The sequence below is a fragment of the Chitinophaga sp. HK235 genome, assembly GCF_018255755.1.
Taxonomy (GTDB): domain Bacteria; phylum Bacteroidota; class Bacteroidia; order Chitinophagales; family Chitinophagaceae; genus Chitinophaga.
In genome coordinates, this window is the sequence record NZ_CP073766.1 from 2785997 (window position 1) to 2804883 (window position 18887).

Genomic DNA, 18887 nt, shown 5'->3' on the forward strand with positions numbered 1-18887 from the left:
AGGCACTAAGTACCTGGAAAGCATAGGAAATACAAGTATTGTGGCATTGATTCGTTGTGGTTGATATGACAGGCGTTAATTCATTTGTTGTGCTCTTGGTAAAAACAGCAATTGCTATCACGAATTTAAAAGAGCGTGGGCTAAGTAGCTACCCTGAAATTGATTACTTCTTCCCGGATATTAACCAGGTAGTTTTGTAGGACTCCAAACTTATCCTAAAAAAACGTGTAGCCATTGACAACATCAATGGCTACACGTTTTTAAATATTCGTATTATTATCCACACCCACCACAGTTATGCAACGGTAATGGCTGAACTGAGATATACATCCTGAATAGCATTCAGCAGGGCAACGCCTTCATTCATAGGCCGTTGGAATGCTTTGCGGCCGGAGATAAGGCCTGCACCACCAGCTCTTTTGTTGATTACAGCAGATCTTACTGCATCTGCCAGATCTGCCTCTCCCTGTGAGGCACCGCCTGAATTAATAAGTCCCATGCGCCCCATATAGCAGTTGGCCACCTGGTACCGGCAAAGGTCTATCGGATTGGTGGTGGTGAGTTCGGTATAAATACGTTCATCCAGTTTACCATAGGAGGAGCTGCCGGTATTGAGGGCTTTGTAGCCACCGTTTACTTCCGGCAGTTTCTGTTTGATGATATCCGCCTGTATAGTGACACCCAGGTGATTGGCTTGTCCGGTGAGATCGGCAGCCAGATGATAGTCTACATCCTTTTTAAAAGCTTCATTACGAAGATAACACCAGAGGATGGTGGCCATGCCCAGCTCATGGGCCAGTTCAAAAGCCTGCGACACTTCCACCAGCTGGCGGTCGGCGTTATCGGAACCAAAATAGATAGTTGCCCCAACGGCTGCTGCGCCCAGGTTCCAGGCTTCCTGCACGGTACCGTACATTACCTGATCTGCTTTGTTAGGATAGGTAAGCAGTTCGTTATGATTGATTTTTACGATGAAGGGAATACGATGCGCATACGTGCGGGATACGGCTGCCAATACGCCAAATGTAGAGGCAACAGCATTACAACCACCTTCTATGGCTAGTTTCACAATGTTTTCCGGATCGAAGTAAGCGGGGTTCTTAGCAAAAGATGCGCCTGCACTATGTTCCACACCCTGATCTACTGGCAGGATAGACATATAACCCGTTCCGGCGAGGCGGCCGGAATTAAACAACTGTCCCAAACTACGCAATACCTGCGGGTTGCGGCTGGAAGGCTGATAAATTCGGTTAACGGTATCCGGACCGGGAAGATGCAGTAAATCTCTGGAGATGGTTTTACTTTCGTGTTGTAAAAGTATATCGCTATCTTTACCTAGCAACTCGCTGATTTTTTCCAAGGATAACATAACAGATTCTTTTTTGGTTAGATTAAATGTAAGGATTTAATCCTGCACAAAAACGTAGCCAGGAAAATTCTGAGACTTTCACTTCTACCGCATTATCCACTTAAAAGTAGTCATTAGATGAAAACAGTTTTTATGACCGGCGTCACCGGCTATATCGGCGGCTCAGTAGCGGCCAGGCTGATCAAAGCCGGCTACAGGGTAAACGGACTGGCAAGAAATGAAAAGGACTTTCCCGCATTAATATCAGCCGGTATACAACCGGTAGTCGGCACGCTGGATGATGAAGCCGTTATTGCCTCCGCAGCAGCATCTGCTGACGCAGTCATCAACACCGCTTCGGCAGACAACCCTTATGTAGTGGCCACTATCCTGGAAGCACTGGCCGGCACCGATAAAAAGTTTATCCATACATCAGGCTCCAGCATTGCAGGCGACAAAGCAAAAGGAGCCTATGCCATTATCGAACCATTTACCTTCATCCCTAAAAATCCAAGACTGGAAAAAGCTGCCCGTGTAGCGATAGACAGGGCCGTACTCGCCGCTGGCGGACATTATATGGTCATCTGCCCTACTATGATTTATGGTACCGGTATGGGCATCAAAAAAGAATCTGCACAGGTACCTATGCTTACCGAAGCCGCCAGAGCAACCGCTTGCGGCGTATACATCGGCACCGGTGAAAACCGCTGGTCCAACGTACACATAGAAGACCTGGCCAACTTATACCTGCTGGTATTGGAACAGGCCCCTTCCGGTAGTTTCTATTATGCCGAAAACGGTATCAACTCACTGAAGGAAATAGCTGCTGCCATCAGCAAATCGCTGGGCTTCGGTGGTAAAACAAAACCACTCTCCATCGAAGAGGCCATCACGTTATGGGGAATGGAAGGCGCCCACTTCGGGCTGGGGTCCAACAGCATCGTATCGGCAGTGGCCGCACGCAGCCTGGGCTGGCTACCCTTGCACAACAACCTGCTGTCTACTATTGTGAAGACTGAACATGATTAATATCAATAAGCCCGGGGAGTCTCTTTCTCCGGTCCCTCCTCCCGCTCTTCTGAAACAGTCTCCGTTCCTTCAAATGCACCGCCGGAACCATCATGAATAATCGTTTCAGGGGCTGATGGCTGTGTCTCAGGGTCTATAGGCCTGGAATCGTTCTCTGCTGGTATGATCATCATTTCCATATAGCAAAAATATGAAATATCCTTTGGTTTCCCACAGCAGCTGAATATACCACCATTGTTGTTTATCTTTGCTCCCCGAAAAAACAAAGCAAATATATGGTGACCCGTATCGCAATTATCCGTCATGGCTGTACATCCTGGAACAAAGCCGGCCGCCTGCAAGGGTATTCAGACATCCCCCTCGATGATGAAGGGCTGTCACAGGCACGCAAACTGGGACAACGCCTGGCCAGCGAACAATGGGACGTCGTATGTTCCAGCCACCTGATTCGCGCCCGCCAGACAGCTGCTATCGTAGCCGAAGAACTGGGCATAGACAGCATATGGCAGGATATCCGTATCGGTGAGGCCGGAGGCGGCCAGGCCGAAGGGACCACCGAAGCCGAACGCCTCGCCAAATGGGGACCCGACTGGAAACAAATGGACCTTGGCATGGAACCCAATACCAACGTGCTGGAAAGAGGTATGTCCTTTCTGGAAGACCTCATCACTACCGAAGAAGGCAAACAAATCGTGCTCATCACCCATGGCAGCTTTATCCGCCAGCTGCTCGCCTACCTGCTCCCGGAGATGCCACCACCGCCTCCTATGGGCAACACCTCCGTTACCCGGCTGGAATATGCCAACGGTGAATGGACCTGCAATCTGTTTAACAGCGTGACACACCTGGAAGAAGTGTAAACACTGTTATTTTATAGTGTGCTGCTTAATCCATGTTGCCATAAAAGCCAGTACATCAGGAGCAATGGTTTCTTCTATCTCTTCATATTCAGAGACAGACCCTGTTTTTGCATGCTGAAAGAGATGGTTTTTCCCCTCAAAAAGTTTAATGGTCACCTGTTTGTTGCCTCCCGCACGCAAAGCCTTTTCTATACGCTTCAGCTGCGAAGGCAGTACCTGTATATCTCTACTGCCATTCATGGCCAGCACCGGGCATTTTACCTGTTTAACAATGGCTGCCTGGTCACGGACAAAATCAGCACGACGAGGAACAGATAAAAAATTGAAGAACTCTTCTACATGCAGGGGCTGCGAAAGCTCCATGATGGTGCGGTCTTTGGCCGAAAGTTTTGCCACTTCCCGGTCCAGCTCCAGCAAACGGGCCGCTATCTTCAATTTGGCAATGCTGTCATTGGATTCTGTTTTAATCACATTAAAAACTGCTTCCAGCACTTTCCGGTTTGTTTCGATACCCTGAGGAGTAGCACCATGCAGTCTACCCATTGCTTCACAACCTTCATAATAACCGACTTCCGCAGGGCAGGCACTGCCAGCCATCAGTACAGCAAAAGCCACTTCAGGAGAAAGGGCTGCAATAGGGGCTATTTCTCCGCCCAGACTATGCCCTATCAGGCCCACCGCTTGCGGATTGATTTCACTTCTTGTTTGTAGATACTGTACACCCGCTACTGCATCAGCTGCAAGATCTTCATTAGTGGCCGATTCGTAATCACCAGTACTTTGACCCACACCCCGGTCGTCCACTCTCAGTACAGCAATACCCGCACGGGTGAGGTAATCTGCCAGTACAAGAAATACTTTATGCGTAAAGATAGTTTCGTTACGGTCGTTGGGGCCGGAACCAGAGATAAGCACCACTGCCGGAAAACGACTGCCCGCAGGAGGTAAGCTGAGCGTGCCTGCCAGCGATACGCCTGCAGCTTTATTAGTGAATACAACTTCCTCTTCCCGGTATGGCAGGGGCGGAATAGGCTCCTGTGGCCTTCTCAGCTTGGGCACCGGCAGCGCGGCGGTTTTAGTAAGATTCAATGTGAACTTACGCTTATCATTCATCACCAGAAAACCTGCGATCGTACTATCATTTACCAGATGTCCCTCAAAGTGTGTACTCAGTGTTGGAATATCCATTTGTAAATCCTTACCTGTAACACGGAGGTTTTCTACTTTTATATTGAAGTTCTTCTGATTAATGATGTGCATGAGTGAGTTCAGCCTGCCTTGCATATCTTCAAAGATTTCAAAGGCTACCTGCGGCGGATCTGCTTCTTCCAGTTTTAGCGTACCTATCCAAACACCTTTTACATTTTGCGCCTGCAGAGAGAAAGAGATAGTAACAAGCAACAACAATAATAATGTGCAATTCGATTTCATGTTTTTTTCCACAAACTTAGCTGCCCTCCGCGCATCAATGGTGGCTAATCCGCAAACAACACGCTCCGATATTTACAAAGAGGCATTCTTACTTTCAATGCAGTTCACATAAGAAAAACATATGTTCATCAATTCTTCAAAAGAAATAACAGGAATACCATTATTTTCATCACCCATATGCAGCACTTGAAAAAAAGACGGATTGAAATAGCCATTCATATTGCCATCTGGATAGGCGGCTATTTGTTTTTTGCGCTGGTAGCCAATACCATTGGCGTTTTCAGCAATACACAACAAACACTTTTTTATCCGCTGACAATTGGAACACTGATCAATGCAGTCCTGTTTTATACGGCCGCATTGGTTGTAATTCCCAGGTATGCGGCCGCAAAAAGAATAAAAATGCTGATATTATTGCTGATATTACTTTTTACCGGTATTACCTTCCTGAAGTCCGTCATCGATTTTCTCTTTTTTTCCAGTATTGTATCCACAGAAAAAGAACCATTCATTGAACAGATAGCCATTAATGCCATATTTGATTTTATTCTGCTCAGCATGGCCATGGCATACGGTTTTATCCGTACATGGCTGAAGAAGGAAGCGCAACAACAGGTGATACTGCAGGAAAAGCTGATGACAGAACTGAATTTTCTGAAGGCACAAATCAACCCGCACTTTCTTTTCAACACATTAAATACAGCTTATGCCAGTGCTACCTTGTATGGAGATGAACGCACTGCCGGCATTATAGATAAACTGAGTTACCTGATCCGGTACATGTTGTACGAAAGCAATGAAGACCGGGTCCCACTACAGCAGGAAATCGGATACCTGGAAAATTTAATTGAGCTGCAGCAACATCGGCTCTCCGACGAAATCAATGCTGATATCAGGTTCCAGCATCATGTGGACAATCAGCATTATATTGCTCCGCTGCTGTTACTGCCCTTTGTGGAGAATGCTTTCAAACACGGCATCCGGCTGGATGACCCTTCTTATATTCACATAATGTTGCAGGTGGCTGAAAACAAATTACTGTTCTCTGTAAAAAACAGTATGGGTGCTGTGCCTATGACGGAGCCGCATATCGGTGGTGTAGGACTTGATAACGTAAAAAAAAGACTGGCTTTGCTGTATCCATCCAGCCACCAGCTGCATATCCGTCAGGATGATCAACACTTTGACATATTGCTGGAGATAAAACTGAATACCCATGAAATGTATAGTGGTAGATGATGAGCCTTTTGCCCTGGCCCTTACACAGCGATATATCGAACAAACACCGCTGCTGCAATTGTCGGGCAGATTTACCAACCCATACAAGGCTATGGACTATCTATTGCGGGAAGAAGTGGATCTTTTATTCCTCGATATTAATATGCCGGGCTTATCCGGCATGCATTTGCTGGCGTCATTGCCTGTACCGCCCATGGTGATTTTCACAACTGCCTATCCCGAATTTGGTGCGGAAAGTTATGACTACAATGCACTCGACTACCTGTTAAAACCCATCAACTATCCGCGTTTTCTCAAAGCTGTCAATAAAGCTATTGCAGCAACGAACACCAAACCCGCCAACACCAGACCTTCAGAGGAAATAATCATTAAAAGCGGGCAGCAACTACACAGAATAAAAACAGATACCATTCTGTACATAGAAGCCGCCGGGAACTATATGTGCTTTCATACACAAGAGAAGAAACTACTCGCCCTGATGAATATGAGTGAACTGCTGGAATTATTGCCTGCACAGGATTTCATCAGAATACACAAATCATATGTCATATCCCTGCCTCATGTAACCATGTATGAAAAAAATATGGTGAGCTTACAACAGGTATCATTACCGGTAGGCATGACCTACCGGCAACAGTTTCTGGATCGGTTGAATAAAAAATAAATTACCATTTATTTCTGATAGGCTGTTTTGGGATAAATCATCTTAAATGCATTATACACCGATTGATGCATCATGGTAGCATGTACTTCATCCGGTAAATAATCATAAAACACGGTCGTCTCCGCACCTCCGTATTTTTTCAGCAGATCACGCAAAGCGACTGCATCCTCATGCATGATAATGTTTTCATCCTTGTTACAGGCGCCGATGTATACATTTACCTTCGTTTTGTTTTTTGCTGCCAATAGTGCGGGGGCTTCCTTTAAAAGTAATTCATTTCCCCACCAGAGGCTTGGGCTCATGATGACATAGGTATCAAAAAGGTCTCTATGCTTCAGCAGGATCTCTGTAGCCAGCAACCCCGCAAAAGACTCTCCGATAACAGTTTTATGATGATTGGTTTTGTAATTTCCATCAATATAAGGCTGCAGTTCTGTGGCAATAAATTTGATATAATTGGCAGACCCACCGTAACTTGGCAGCTGCTCTTTTTTAAATCCCATCTTCTTTAAAAAATCCAGATTTTCAACAGCAAAGGAACAATCTCTTCTCCGGTCGGTATTTTCAATGCCTACCACAATTGATTTGGGGAAACGATTGATCCAGGGTTGTGTATTAAACCGAATGATACCGGTGATATGAAAAAAATCTTCTTCAACCCCACCATCAATAATATAAATAACCGGATACTGCGTAGTATCGTTGGGGTTATATCCTTCCGGCAAATAGATATTTATCTTTCTCTTCTCATTTAAAACCTTCGATTGAATTTCCTTGCTGTGGCCGATGACGATGGCATTTTCGGACTGCGCAAAAGAGAAAGTGCTGATGAATAATAACAGAATGATGATACTTCTTTTCATTGATTAATAGTTATTTCTTTCAGAATGTATGGATGCTAAAGTAATTGAATTTACTGTATCTTACATCATTACCCATCTACCTGAAAGTGATATAAAATATAAAATCAAAAAAGCCGCTACCTTACCTGTCAGTTATGATATCCGGACCATCGTGTCTGTATTGGGCAACGGCACCGGTCTCACCGCCCAGGATACAGTACCGTTTGCATTATGGTGCGCCGCCCATCATCTTGACAACTTCGAAGAAGCTATCTGGACCGCCGTTAGCGGGCTTGGCGACAGAGACACTATTGCAGCCATCGTCGGCAGTATTGTTGTTTTATATGCTCCGGAAAATACAGTCCCCGAAGAGTGGACTCAACGTGTGGAAAAGTTCGACACCTCCATGTTCTACAAATAGTCTATCTGCCTGAAACATAAGCTGGCAGGTTCTTCCCCCCAAATTAACCATAACAAAACGGAAGGATGCCTTGTTATTTATAACGTCACAACGATAGTACTCTCAAACACATGCATTTCTTCACCTCAAAATTTTTCATCATGGCAACTGCAGTTAAAACCGATACTATTTACGACACCAAATGGTCATTGGCCACCCTCGAAGGCAGGCCCGTTAATAACAACGACGACCCAATGATGGGCCCGGAAATGCCATTCTTTATCATATCACAGGAAGGGGTATTGCAGGGCCGGTTTGGTCCGGCTCCAATAGCTGGTAATTCCAGGGTCACAGGCAATGACATTGAATTTATGGTAATTTACCCCAGAATATGGGCGGGTGATATCATTATGCGTTTACTGAGTTATATGCATTCTGTCACCAGATTTACGCTCAATGACAGCGAACTAAAGCTGTATAGCGAAGACATGGAATTAGCTACTTTTAAAGCTGTTTAATAACAGAAAAATCCAGTGCCTGTACTTTGTCATCAGTCACTGGATTTTTACTAAAAATAACTATGTCATCTTATGCCAATTTTATCCAGCGTATAATGCTCTCCGTTAATCCCTCTCTCAGGCAAACATTTAATTTTATTTGAATTTTTTTTATGTATCTTGTATAGATCATTGGTAGTTATGATCCGCTCATCCAATAGCAGCAGGGAGGAAGAAATTCTCCGCGGACTGCAGCAGGGAGGCCCCCGAAGACGCTCTTATGAAGAGCAGTTGTACCTGTTGTTTTATTACTTCATCCGTGAAGGGGTGCGTAAATATCGCCTCAACGAGGAAGACAGTGCCAGTGCCTATTCAGACACTATTATCAGTGTGATAGATAATATCGTATATAACCGCTTTGAAGGCAGATCTTCCCTTAAATCATATATTTATCAGATTTTTTCCAATAAATGTGTTGACCTTAAAAGAAAAACTACGACTAATAAAGAAAGGGTTCATCAAACACATGATCTGGATACATTCATTACCATGTTACCGGACAATGCCCGTAATGTAGTACAACAGCTGATAGATAACAGCAATCATTCTCTGCTGGAGAAAAAAATGCAGGAAATAGGCGAGAAATGTAAACAGCTGCTACTGCTTTTTGAAGATGGTTATAGCGACCGGGATATAGCCACTATGCTGGAATACAACTCGGCCGATGTTGCCAAAGTAAGCCGGCGCAGATGCATGGAAAAACTGAAAGAAAAAATGCTCCCTTTTAATCAATACTATGAGTGATCTGGATTATATAGAAGATTACTTTACCGGTGTCTTATCACCGGAAGAGCGGCAGGTGTTTGAACAACGCTGTGCTGCCGAACAGACATTTGCCCGGGAAGTAGCTTTTTATCTGAGTAGCCGCACCCTGCTAAAGCAACAGCTCCACGAACAAAAACAACAGCAGTTTAAAGCGATAACACCTGCCCGCCCAAAAGTGAGACGGTTCCCGGCTTATCTCGCAGCTGCAGCTGTTTTGGCCGGCATACTGCTTGCCAGCTGGTGGCTCTTTATCAAACCGCCTTCCACTCAGCAGCTATCCGCCACCTATATCAGTGAGCACCTGCAGCAACTCAGTGTAACCATGCAGGGTAGTCCTGATAGCCTGCAAATGGGCATCACCGCCTATAACAACAAAGCCTACGACCACGCCGAAAAAATATTCCTATCGCTCACCACACAGGAAGCCAGCGCCCCCGACGCTGTGAAATACCTGGGCCTCCTGTACCTCGTGACCAAAAAATATGATCCCGCTATCGTGCAGTTCGACCGGTTGATACAATACCCCATTTATGCCAACCCCGGGCCCTTTTATAAAGCACTGGCACTGCTGCAACGCGCCCTTCCGGGCGATGAACAACAGGCCGTAGCGCTGCTGCAGAAAGTACGCGACAACCAATTGCCCGGCAACCAACAAGCTATTGAATGGCTTAAACATATATAATCATGACATCTCGAAAGATGAACCCCTTCTTCTGGATTCTGGCAGTGATCATCCTGCTGATTATTATTCTATTGCTCCGGTACTGTAAAAGTCCGGCCACCCCTGGAAATCCCGGCTCACCTGCCGATGCTCCCCGTCATTATACCGATCAGTTGGTGGTCTTCTTTAAACACCGGCCCTCAGCCGCCGCATTAACCACCATCAAAACAAAAATGAAGGAAAACGGGATAGACACCTCCGCTATCACCACCCAACATTGTGATAACTGCGGAGACGCTGAAATAGAACTGTGGCAAGCCCCTAAAATCGAAACATATGCCAATGCAGACCCCGTAAAAGGCGGCGCCAGCACCGGCACCAACAGTAATGGCGTTGGAGAAGACAGTCTCGCTTACTATACCCAGAACTATATCATCAGCTCTCCACCTGATATGCCCACCAAAACCCGGCGCGATTCCCTCTACATAAGACGCGGTACCGGCTCAGGCCCCTCACATAAAAATGATACCATAAAAGTGGCTATCCTGGATACCGGAATAGATCCCTACCTGATGAACTTCCCTGAATTTTTCTGGAAGAACCCCGGAGAAACGCCAGCCAACGGCAAAGACGATGAAGGCAACTGTCTCGCCGATGATATCAATGGCTGGAACTTTGTAGCCCATAACAATGTCCTCACCGACGATAGCTACAATGGCCATGGAACACATATAGCCTTGTTCATCCTCAACGAATTACGCCGCAGCAACACCAACACACTGCAGCTGATGACGCTGAAAACACACGACCATAAAGCCGAAGGAAGCCTGTTTAATATCGTATGCGCACTCCTCTATGCAGCTAATAATGGTGCCAATGTTATTAATGCCAGCTGGGGATTTTATAGTCAGAATGCACCCTGGCATCCGCTGGATTCCGTTATCACACAACTGCTTGCAGAAAAAGGAATCCTCTTCATTACCGCTGCCGGCAATAAAATGGCAGCCGCAGATGACAGCGCCGTAAAAGCCGGTATACCGCTGGCCGCATTACGCAACCTGGATATACATCATTTCTACCCGGCATGTATAGGCGGCAGAAAAAACAACATACTAGTAGTGACTACCACCGTAGATTCAATGGTAAGTCCCACTCAGAACCATTCCCAACAATACGTTGACCTGGGTGTACAGGCAGATACACTGGAAAGTGGCTTCCTCAAATTCCAGGTACCATTTATAACCGGACAACCGGTATTCGTGTCCGGCTCCTCTTTTGCCACCGCTATCGCTACCGGCAAAATCGCCGCCAACTGCTCGCCGGCATTGTTTAAAGGTGGACTGGAAAAAACAACATTTATCGACTCCCTCGGCGCAGACGTATTGCAGTCTGTCAAACTAATGCAAAAAGGACAAGTGAATCAGGGAAGATATATCAAACATCAATAAGGCATGTTATCCCCCCGGCAGATAACGATCATCCTGAAAATATGCTGCAGGCAACTGTTAACACTCAGTTGCCTGCTCTGCTATTGTTATGCCTGGTCTCAATGCCCCGCTGCGACTACCTTCATGGAAAAAATTACCACCATTGAACAAAGCAGCGACCCCAACACCGTAAAAATCCGGCAGCTGGATTCCCTGCGAACGCTTTGTCTGCATTGTTTTCCACAGAAAGACAGCATCTATGCCCGCATCGTTCACCGGATGGGTAACCTCTACCACCTCGAAGGCAACTGGACTCCCGCCATCGCCTATACGAAAGAAGCGATAGCAATAAACAGCAGTGGAAAAGGTGCCAGCACTGCCTTTCTGGCCAACAGTTATTTCAACCTGGGACTGTTTTACAACAAACTTTATCTTTACCCCGAATCACATCGCTACTACGATAGCTGCATCCTCATCGGAACGAAGTATCCCGAAAAAACCGCCATCGCACTGATTGCCGCTGAAGCCAAAGCCTTCTCGTTATATGAAAACGGTAATTACCAGCAGGCTATCGCCACCTCCGAGCTGGGCATACTACTGTCCAGAAACAGACAGGATACCTTGTCGGAAATGATTTTGCTGGCGCAGAAAGCACAGGCCTTGGTAGCTATAGATGATACCTCCGCCGGCACCACCATGAGAAGAGCTTTACAACTGTTACCCACCAACGCTTTACCAGCTCACCAGGTAACCTGTTATACCATTTATGCCAGCATCCTGGGAAAAGAAAAACAGTATAAAGCAGCACTCTCCTATTATCAGCATGCACTGCAGGTAAACCGCACACAACAAAGATGGAATCAATGTGCCCTCAACCTGATCGATATCGGCAACCTATGGGCGGATGATCTCAAAGAAACAACCAAAGCCATCAGCTACTACCACGAAGGCATCGGGTTTGCCCAAAAATCCGGTGACCCTTATCTGCTGGCAGGCGTATACAACAACATCGGCACCGCCTACTGGAAACAACATCAGTACAAAAAAGCACTCGATTATTATCAGCAGGGGCTGAACACCCTCCCCATTCACTTTACAGCTACAGGCCTGGAAAACAACCCCGGTTATGCTCAATTGCGCGAGGCAGGCAATGATTATTTTGTATACACCCTGCTGGCCAACAAAGGCGAATCATTGTTGGCATTATATCATTCCACAAAAAATAACAGCTGGCTACGTGCTGCCCTTGCAGCGTTCCAGGCAGCAGATATGTCGGTAGACCTGATGCGCTGGAAACAATATGGAGAGCCCACCTACCTTTTTTGGAGAAACCGTACCCGGAAAATGTACCAGCAGGCCATCGAAACCTGCTACCTGCTGCAGGATGCACCCGCAGCGCTTCGATTTTTCGAAAAAAGCAGGGCGGTATTACTGAATGATAAATTAAATGAACTGGGCGCCCGTAAATATTTATCGCCGGCAGATCTGGCGCAGGAACAGGAATTACGGATACTGACTGTATCCTTACAGCAGCAGCTGGACGCAGCAGCACCCAACACACCTGCCCATGAAACCCTGTACCAGCAACTACTGAGTGCACGCAATGCACTGGAACGCTTTATACGAAATCTTGAAAAACAACATCCGGCATACTATCAATATAAATATGATACCGCAGTAGTAACAGTAACGGATATACAAAAAAAATTACTCTCAGAGGGTACCACCCTGTTAACCTATTTTACAGGAGACAGCACTGCCTTTGTACTCAGTATTTCTACCAACAGTTACCGGTTGCTGAAAACCGACTTTCATAGCAAGGAGGTACAGGAACTACTGCAGCTCTGCACCCATTCATCTCTGCTGGAAACACAGCATCAGCGGTACCTCCGGCTGGCGCACCAGTTGTATAAACAGCTGTTTGCGCCGTTGCAGCTTTCTGACCGCAGTGTGATCATCTCTCCCGATGAATATCTTCTCCCCTTTGAAATATTACAATCCGACAGTACAAATCCAGGTAGTTACCTCCTGAAACAATATGCTTTCAGTTACACCTATGCAGCCGCCTCTCTCCTGAAAGGCCGGCAGGAAAGAACAGCAGGCGCTCATACCCTGCTGGGCATTGCCCCGGTACAATATGCGGACTATCTGCAGCAGTCACCGCTGCAGGGGGCAGATCAATCATTACGCAGGATTGGTAAAAATTATGATGATATGCTGGGACTGTACACGCAGCATGCCAGCCGGCAGCAATTCCTTGAACAGCTGCCCCGTAGTAGTATTGTACAGCTATATTCCCATGCCAGTGCCGGCGGCGCAGACAAAGATCCTGTACTATACCTGGCCGATTCTGCTCTCTACCTGCCGGAGATACAACTGATGCATAACCCTGTCACAGCCCTCATTATCCTATCTACCTGCGAAGGCGGCGTAGGCAGGCAGGCCCGTGGGGAAGGTGTACTCAGCCTCGCCCGCGGATTTGCACTCACCGGCATCCCAGCCATTGTGACCACTTTATGGCAGGTAGATAATGAAGCCACCTATGCACTCACAGAAAATTTCCACCATTTTCTGCAACAGGGCATGCGAAAGGATGTTGCTCTCCAGCAAGCCAAACTACTATTTCTGAAAAACAATGATAACGGCAAACGGCTACCCTATTTCTGGGCTGCCAGCATCCTGATAGGAGATACTACCCCAATACCCACTGTTACCTCCCAGCGTAACGGACACACGTTTATTTACATGGTGGCCGCCATGGTAGCCATTCTAGTGTCCATCTTCCTGATTTTTAAAAAAAACAGGTAAACGTTGTTTCCCTTTTTTCTTCCTACTCCGACTAATACTATTAACCGGCATTCCGGATATATTATTTACACTCCAAAAAAATTACAATGGAAAATGTTAGCACTTTAGAAAATCTACAGTTCTCCTTGCAGCGCCAGGTATTATCATTCGTAAAGATCCTGATAGATAAATACCCTGACCCCGATGATAATGGCCCCTATGGTCCTTATGGCCCTGTGATCCGTGGCATATTCGGCCACGCATTTTATGCCGGCCATACTGCTGCACATGGTACTCACATTGCACACAGTGGCATCTCCTATGCACGTGCCATTGCCTCCAATGTCATCAACAACGCTCAGGTAATTCATTACAGCAGTCCGCAGTCAGTGTCCAAATTCATGGACGATGTGGTGGATGATCTTTGCCCAAGGCCTAAAAAGCCACGTCCAAAATTCGATGCGCTCGATTATCTGGTGATAGGTTATGAATTAATGACCGCAGCAGAAAACGCCCAGGTAGAAACATTAAAACGTGCCTTTCATTCATCCGCCAATATACTGATCAAAGCCGGTCTGGACCAGCTCTCCCAGTAATTTATCTCAATCGTAAAAGTTAATTAAAATGAGAAGTTTATTCATCTCATGCGTACTCCTCATGGGTATTATCGCCCTTTCACTCAACAGTTGTAAGAAAGGCAATGATGGGCCCGTAGGACCCGCCGGACCTGCAGGGGCTACTGGTCCGGCAGGACCGGCCGGCAGCGCCAATGTCATCTATTCTCCATGGGTAGCCACCGCTACATGGACCGCTTCTACCACCTCCACAGGCACCGGTAAAAAAACCTTCTATTTCGACATAAACGCTCCCAAGGTGACCCAGGATGTCATCGATAAAGGAGTCGTGCTTGTATATATGAAGTTTATAGCGGATCCCGACGGAGCCGGAATAGCAAAACTGCTGCCCAGTATATACTATAACATTGGCGGAGCAGACGTCCAATATCGCTTCCAGTATGGCTTATTCCTGAACATCGTCAGAGTGATCTGTGATGTTGTCCCCAATGGCATTCCCGCCAACACCAACATGGTACGGTATGTAATTATACCCGGTGGAGTAACCGGCGCACGTACCGCTGCCACCGATTATAGCAAAATGAGCTATGAAAAGGTGTGTAGATTATATAATATACCGAATTAACACCCGGACTGAAAAATTGAAGCCGCCTCTCCATCAGAGAGACGGCTTCCCGTTTTAACTAATTACTATATAGCGGCTCCACCAGCCCTGCTGAACAGCCGGAACAGGTATTAACAGCCGTATTTCGTTTTTTGATATGCCGGTAAAGCAGGTAATTCCTGTTATTAATATCCACTCCCTTTTTGATCAGCATGTCTATGGCTGTCACACCATAGGCCTGTTCTTCGGGCAACAGGTGTTGCAGCATGCGCGCTATTTCAGGGAACGGATTCTCTTCCTTAATCAATGCATAAATATGCTTACCCCTGCTTGTTAACGGGTTCCCGTCACCGCAATGCATTGCATACATCGTACTGGTGGATAATTCATTGACCAGGTCGTCCAGTGTTTTCTCTGATCTGTATATCCTGTTTCGTAACCGCAGGAACGTAGATGCACCCACACTATCATATTGATAAAGCCGGAGATGCTTAGGGGCATCTTTGTAATCAGATGCGTTTCCCCACAGGTCCTCACAATTATAGGCCGTCAACATAAATATGGAATCATTTTTCATCAGCACATTTATAAAATAGTTCATCCGCCAGTAAGACACCTGATAACGGATATGATAAAAGCCCACATCCAGTGGTCTATAAATATTTCGTACCACCTGGCTTCTGGAAGGCATATAATGCTTCAGCAACGTGTCCAGCCGTTTAGTCAGGCCGGCTACCGACCTCTCTTCGTTTACGATCAGCGCCAGTTTATTAAACTCAGCCTGCTGGCTCGTCTGCCCGTAGGTTTTGCCAACACAACAAAACACCAATAGTAATAGGATCATCCGGATGATTGGCATAGGGAAACGATTTAGTGCCCTTAAGGTAATTATTTTTCCCTTTTACCGGAGGATGATTGTAGGTAGATGCTTTCCCATTTTCTTTTACCGGATGATGATTATTGAGAGATGATTATAGAGAATTTTCTTTACCGGAGGATGACTACAGAGAGGTGCTTTCCCATTTTCTTCTACCGGATGATGATTGTTGAGAGATGACTATAGAGAATTTTCTTTATCGGAGGATGACTGTAGAGAGATGCTTTCCCATTTTCTTCTACCGGATGATGATTGTTGAGAGACACTCCCCCACTGTTTTTATTTTTTTGGTAGATAAAAATTTCCGCAATAATTTTGTAAGGTAAACTTATTAGTTTATCTACATAACATAAATATGAACACATTAGCAACAGCATCCTCACTACGAACCTGCATTTCTCACCTTACCAAACGGCTGCGCAAGCAGGTGTATTCTACCGTAGAACTGTCTTTCAGTGAAATGACTGTCATGTCTCATGTTTACCACCAGGGACCACTATTTCCTTCTGAACTGGCGGAATTGGTGAAAGTAAAAAACCAGTCCATGTCACAGATGCTCAACAACCTGGAAGCGGAAACACTCATCGTCCGCACGCCTTCTGAAGACGACAAGCGGAAAGTGCTGGTGTCCATTACTGCCAAAGGGAAAAAGATGGTGGAGAAAACACGGTCCGAGCGAGACGAATGGCTGGCCATCGCCATCAACAACACCCTCACCGAAAAAGAAAAAAAGATGCTGGCAGAAGTGTTACCCCTGCTCAGCAAAATAGCAGACTATAAATAAAACAACGGACCATGATAACCCGTATCGACAAAAACACCGCCCTGGCGCTCATCGACCTCCAGATGGGCGTCATCAGCATGACTACAGCACACCCTATGGCCGGCATCGTACACAATGCCGCCCTGCTGGCGGCTGCCTTCCGTAAAGCCGGACTGCCAGTCGTAATAGTACATGTAAACCCGATAGGCTCTCCCGCCATGATGGTAAGAGCTGACGTCAGTACCATGTCTAAAGATCCCGCCGTACAAAAACAACAGCTGGAGGCTATGACTGCCGGCGGATTCTTCAACATCGTGCCGGAAATCAATGTACAACCGGAAGACATCCGTATCACTAAAACCACCTGGAACGCCTTTGCGCACACACCACTGCTCAGCATTCTGCAGGAGAAAAACATCACCGGTATTGTACTGGCAGGTGTTTCTACCAGCATCGGCGTGGAAAGCACCGCCAGAACAGCCAACGAAAACGGACTTAACATCACCTTTGCCACCGACGCCATGACCGACACCCAGCTTGCATGCCACGAAAACAGCCTGCAGTACATCTTCCCACGCATCGGAGAAACAGGCACCACCGCAGACATTCTGCATCATCTGACAGTAAGTGAAAAATAAAGATCGTATATCCGTTAAGTTTATGCTGCCGCTGGTACTCGGCACCATGATGAACCCACTTAACTCTACCATGCTGGCAACAGCGCTCACCACCATCTGCCAGTCATTCGGCAGAAACATCAGCGACGGAGCCCTGCTCATCACACCGCAGTACCTCACTTCCACCATCGGTCTACCGCTGATGGGAAGACTGGCAGACATCTACAGTCCCAGGAAAATAAACCAACTCGGCTTTCTGCTGGTGCTGATGGCCGGCATAACCGGCACCTTCGCACCATCCTTCAACTGGCTCATCGTCTCCAGGGTAATACTGGGTCTGGGCACCTCCGCCGCCTACCCTTCAGCCATGGCGCTGGTCAATAAAAAATACGCAGATGAAGGCCGGGCAGTACCCGGCACTGTACTCGGCATCATCTCCGTATCAGGGCTGGGCAGTATGGCGCTGGGACCTGTACTGGGTGGACTGCTCTCGCAAACACTGGGCTGGAAAGGTATCTTCTTCATCAACATTCCCTGGGTATTGGTATCCCTCTGGCTGGCCCGTGCATTACCAGATACCCCACCTGCAGAACCGATCAGCATACGCCAGCTGCCCGCCAGACTGGATGCTCCCGGAATCCTGCTTTTCAGCGGTACCTTATTAACACTGTTACTGTTGTTACTGAGTCCTGCCTTTTCCTGGAGTGGCACAGGCCTGCTGTTGGCGCTGTTGTTATCACTCGTCATATGGGAGCGACGGCAAAACAACCCATTCATAGATGTACGCCTGTTTGCCCGGCAACCATCTCTGTTAATGGTGTATATCAGTTCCATGGCCGCCAGTTACGTCATGTACCTGCTGTTATTTTCATTGCCGCAATGGATGGAAAGCGTGAAGCATATTTCTCCTGCCCACACCGGCCTCTTGTTATTGCCTATGTCACTGGCATCCGCGGCAGCAGGATTGATCATCTCCCGGTATGAAAGCCTGCTCCTGAAAAATGTGGCTGGTATCCTGTGTACGGCGATGACCTGCACAGCTTTGTTTGCAGTTCACGCAGACATATCTCTTTACCTGCTCACCGGCATCACCCTGCTGGTTGGGCTATCCACCGGTATCAACCCTATTGCCAACCAGGCCTCGTTGTATGCAGAAGCACCTCCCGGACAAATAGGCATATCCTTCGGATTATACCGCACCTTCGGTTATCTGGGGGCCATACTTTCCGGCTCACAGCTGAAAACACTATACCGACAGGGAATCACAGACAGCAGCTTTCACCTGATGGCATGGTTTGCCGTTGCCAGCTGTGTGTTGATGATCCTGCTCTTCATCCCGTCGATAGCCCGCAAAAAACAGCTGGCAGCCGGGGTCCTGCGATAAATGTTTTTATGCCGCAAGTTTGGCGTATTAGCCCCCCGTTGAAACGATTCAGAACCT

At 46.9% G+C, this 18887-nt stretch carries 20 protein-coding genes; 15 read left to right on the forward strand and 5 right to left on the reverse strand.

The features are described 5' to 3' along the window. Nucleotides 1–295: 295 nt before the first annotated feature. Nucleotides 296–1369: a class I fructose-bisphosphate aldolase gene (locus KD145_RS09410; RefSeq protein WP_212005636.1), complete on the reverse strand. Its 1074-nt coding sequence runs from the start codon at nt 1367–1369 to the stop codon at nt 296–298. 117 nt (nt 1370–1486) lie between these two features. Between KD145_RS09410 and KD145_RS09415 the strand changes: the two genes are divergently transcribed. Next, nucleotides 1487–2377, forward strand: a complete 891-nt coding sequence (locus KD145_RS09415; protein WP_212005637.1) for an NAD-dependent epimerase/dehydratase family protein — start codon at nt 1487–1489, stop codon at nt 2375–2377. A gap of 2 nt (nt 2378–2379) precedes the next feature. On the opposite strand, the gene KD145_RS09420 is transcribed toward KD145_RS09415, so the two are convergent. Continuing rightward, nucleotides 2380–2556, reverse strand: a complete 177-nt coding sequence (locus tag KD145_RS09420) for a hypothetical protein (protein WP_212005638.1) — start codon at nt 2554–2556, stop codon at nt 2380–2382. A gap of 96 nt (nt 2557–2652) precedes the next feature. On the opposite strand from KD145_RS09420, the gene KD145_RS09425 reads away from it, so the two are divergent. After that, a complete protein-coding gene (locus KD145_RS09425) occupies nt 2653–3237 on the forward strand; it encodes a histidine phosphatase family protein (protein ID WP_212005639.1) in 585 nt (194 codons plus the stop codon). Between the two features lie 6 nt (nt 3238–3243). Here KD145_RS09425 and KD145_RS09430 read toward each other — a convergent pair whose 3' ends face one another. Further along, a complete protein-coding gene (locus KD145_RS09430; RefSeq protein WP_212005640.1) occupies nt 3244–4668 on the reverse strand; it encodes a S9 family peptidase in 1425 nt (474 codons plus the stop codon). Between the two features lie 177 nt (nt 4669–4845). Between KD145_RS09430 and KD145_RS09435 the strand changes: the two genes are divergently transcribed. Both KD145_RS09435 and KD145_RS09440 read left to right on the forward strand, forming a co-directional pair. Further along, on the forward strand, nt 4846–5907 hold the full coding sequence (locus tag KD145_RS09435; protein ID WP_212005641.1) for a sensor histidine kinase: 1062 nt from the start codon (nt 4846–4848) through the stop codon (nt 5905–5907). Beyond that, the gene (locus KD145_RS09440; RefSeq protein ID WP_212005642.1) at nt 5885–6571 is read left to right on the forward strand and encodes a LytTR family DNA-binding domain-containing protein; all 687 of its coding nucleotides are present in this window, start codon (nt 5885–5887) and stop codon (nt 6569–6571) included. Before KD145_RS09435 ends, KD145_RS09440 begins: the two co-directional genes overlap by 23 nt. A gap of 8 nt (nt 6572–6579) precedes the next feature. Here the strand turns inward: KD145_RS09440 and KD145_RS09445 are convergent, their stop codons facing one another. Beyond that, on the reverse strand, nt 6580–7434 hold the full coding sequence (locus KD145_RS09445) for an alpha/beta hydrolase (protein ID WP_212005643.1): 855 nt from the start codon (nt 7432–7434) through the stop codon (nt 6580–6582). 28 nt (nt 7435–7462) lie between these two features. On the opposite strand from KD145_RS09445, the gene KD145_RS09450 reads away from it, so the two are divergent. The 8 genes from KD145_RS09450 to KD145_RS09485 all read left to right on the forward strand — a co-directional run bounded on the left by KD145_RS09450 (nt 7463) and on the right by KD145_RS09485 (nt 15210). Beyond that, the gene (locus KD145_RS09450) at nt 7463–7834 is read left to right on the forward strand and encodes an ADP-ribosylglycohydrolase family protein (protein ID WP_212005644.1); all 372 of its coding nucleotides are present in this window, start codon (nt 7463–7465) and stop codon (nt 7832–7834) included. Nucleotides 7835–7974: 140 nt separating this feature from the next. Continuing rightward, nucleotides 7975–8331: a hypothetical protein gene (locus tag KD145_RS09455; protein ID WP_212005645.1), complete on the forward strand. Its 357-nt coding sequence runs from the start codon at nt 7975–7977 to the stop codon at nt 8329–8331. Between the two features lie 180 nt (nt 8332–8511). Further along, nucleotides 8512–9114, forward strand: coding sequence for an RNA polymerase sigma factor (locus KD145_RS09460; protein ID WP_212005646.1), 603 nt, complete (start codon nt 8512–8514; stop codon nt 9112–9114). Next, a complete protein-coding gene (locus KD145_RS09465; protein ID WP_212005647.1) occupies nt 9107–9817 on the forward strand; it encodes a tol-pal system YbgF family protein in 711 nt (236 codons plus the stop codon). Before KD145_RS09460 ends, KD145_RS09465 begins: the two co-directional genes overlap by 8 nt. A 2-nt stretch (nt 9818–9819) precedes the next feature. Continuing rightward, the gene (locus KD145_RS09470) at nt 9820–11244 is read left to right on the forward strand and encodes a S8 family serine peptidase (protein ID WP_212005648.1); all 1425 of its coding nucleotides are present in this window, start codon (nt 9820–9822) and stop codon (nt 11242–11244) included. 3 nt (nt 11245–11247) lie between these two features. After that, nucleotides 11248–14031, forward strand: a complete 2784-nt coding sequence (locus tag KD145_RS09475; protein WP_212005649.1) for a CHAT domain-containing protein — start codon at nt 11248–11250, stop codon at nt 14029–14031. An 86-nt stretch (nt 14032–14117) separates the two neighbouring features. After that, nucleotides 14118–14606 carry a hypothetical protein gene (locus tag KD145_RS09480; RefSeq protein WP_212005650.1) on the forward strand — a complete coding sequence of 163 codons (489 nt, stop codon included), beginning with the start codon at nt 14118–14120 and terminating at the stop codon, nt 14604–14606. Between the two features lie 28 nt (nt 14607–14634). Beyond that, complete coding sequence (locus KD145_RS09485) at nt 14635–15210, forward strand: collagen-like protein (RefSeq protein ID WP_212005651.1); 576 nt, start codon at nt 14635–14637, stop codon at nt 15208–15210. 58 nt (nt 15211–15268) lie between these two features. Here the strand turns inward: KD145_RS09485 and KD145_RS09490 are convergent, their stop codons facing one another. Then, complete coding sequence (locus KD145_RS09490; protein ID WP_212005652.1) at nt 15269–16048, reverse strand: hypothetical protein; 780 nt, start codon at nt 16046–16048, stop codon at nt 15269–15271. A gap of 373 nt (nt 16049–16421) precedes the next feature. On the opposite strand from KD145_RS09490, the gene KD145_RS09495 reads away from it, so the two are divergent. Genes KD145_RS09495 through KD145_RS09505 form a run of 3 tightly spaced genes read left to right on the forward strand, consistent with a single transcriptional unit; the run spans nt 16422 to nt 18830 of the window. Continuing rightward, the gene (locus tag KD145_RS09495; protein WP_212005653.1) at nt 16422–16850 is read left to right on the forward strand and encodes a MarR family winged helix-turn-helix transcriptional regulator; all 429 of its coding nucleotides are present in this window, start codon (nt 16422–16424) and stop codon (nt 16848–16850) included. Nucleotides 16851–16861: 11 nt separating this feature from the next. Further along, nucleotides 16862–17467 (forward strand): isochorismatase family protein, encoded by a 606-nt coding sequence (locus tag KD145_RS09500; protein ID WP_212005654.1) that lies wholly within the window; start codon nt 16862–16864, stop codon nt 17465–17467. Beyond that, nucleotides 17457–18830 (forward strand): MFS transporter, encoded by a 1374-nt coding sequence (locus KD145_RS09505; protein WP_212005655.1) that lies wholly within the window; start codon nt 17457–17459, stop codon nt 18828–18830. The genes KD145_RS09500 and KD145_RS09505 overlap by 11 nt, the downstream gene beginning before the upstream one ends. Nucleotides 18831–18887 lie beyond the last annotated feature (57 nt).

Coding starts and splice junctions, on each gene's coding strand:
- KD145_RS09410 (WP_212005636.1), bottom strand. CDS start 1,369: ATGTTATCCTTGGAAAAAATCAGCGAGTTGCTAGGTAAAGATAGCGAT.
- KD145_RS09415 (WP_212005637.1), top strand. CDS start 1,487: ATGAAAACAGTTTTTATGACCGGCGTCACCGGCTATATCGGCGGCTCA.
- KD145_RS09420 (WP_212005638.1), bottom strand. CDS start 2,556: ATGGAAATGATGATCATACCAGCAGAGAACGATTCCAGGCCTATAGAC.
- KD145_RS09425 (WP_212005639.1), top strand. CDS start 2,653: ATGGTGACCCGTATCGCAATTATCCGTCATGGCTGTACATCCTGGAAC.
- KD145_RS09430 (WP_212005640.1), bottom strand. CDS start 4,668: ATGAAATCGAATTGCACATTATTATTGTTGTTGCTTGTTACTATCTCT.
- KD145_RS09435 (WP_212005641.1), top strand. CDS start 4,846: ATGCAGCACTTGAAAAAAAGACGGATTGAAATAGCCATTCATATTGCC.
- KD145_RS09440 (WP_212005642.1), top strand. CDS start 5,885: ATGAAATGTATAGTGGTAGATGATGAGCCTTTTGCCCTGGCCCTTACA.
- KD145_RS09445 (WP_212005643.1), bottom strand. CDS start 7,434: ATGAAAAGAAGTATCATCATTCTGTTATTATTCATCAGCACTTTCTCT.
- KD145_RS09450 (WP_212005644.1), top strand. CDS start 7,463: ATGGATGCTAAAGTAATTGAATTTACTGTATCTTACATCATTACCCAT.
- KD145_RS09455 (WP_212005645.1), top strand. CDS start 7,975: ATGGCAACTGCAGTTAAAACCGATACTATTTACGACACCAAATGGTCA.
- KD145_RS09460 (WP_212005646.1), top strand. CDS start 8,512: ATGATCCGCTCATCCAATAGCAGCAGGGAGGAAGAAATTCTCCGCGGA.
- KD145_RS09465 (WP_212005647.1), top strand. CDS start 9,107: ATGAGTGATCTGGATTATATAGAAGATTACTTTACCGGTGTCTTATCA.
- KD145_RS09470 (WP_212005648.1), top strand. CDS start 9,820: ATGACATCTCGAAAGATGAACCCCTTCTTCTGGATTCTGGCAGTGATC.
- KD145_RS09475 (WP_212005649.1), top strand. CDS start 11,248: ATGTTATCCCCCCGGCAGATAACGATCATCCTGAAAATATGCTGCAGG.
- KD145_RS09480 (WP_212005650.1), top strand. CDS start 14,118: ATGGAAAATGTTAGCACTTTAGAAAATCTACAGTTCTCCTTGCAGCGC.
- KD145_RS09485 (WP_212005651.1), top strand. CDS start 14,635: ATGAGAAGTTTATTCATCTCATGCGTACTCCTCATGGGTATTATCGCC.
- KD145_RS09490 (WP_212005652.1), bottom strand. CDS start 16,048: ATGCCAATCATCCGGATGATCCTATTACTATTGGTGTTTTGTTGTGTT.
- KD145_RS09495 (WP_212005653.1), top strand. CDS start 16,422: ATGAACACATTAGCAACAGCATCCTCACTACGAACCTGCATTTCTCAC.
- KD145_RS09500 (WP_212005654.1), top strand. CDS start 16,862: ATGATAACCCGTATCGACAAAAACACCGCCCTGGCGCTCATCGACCTC.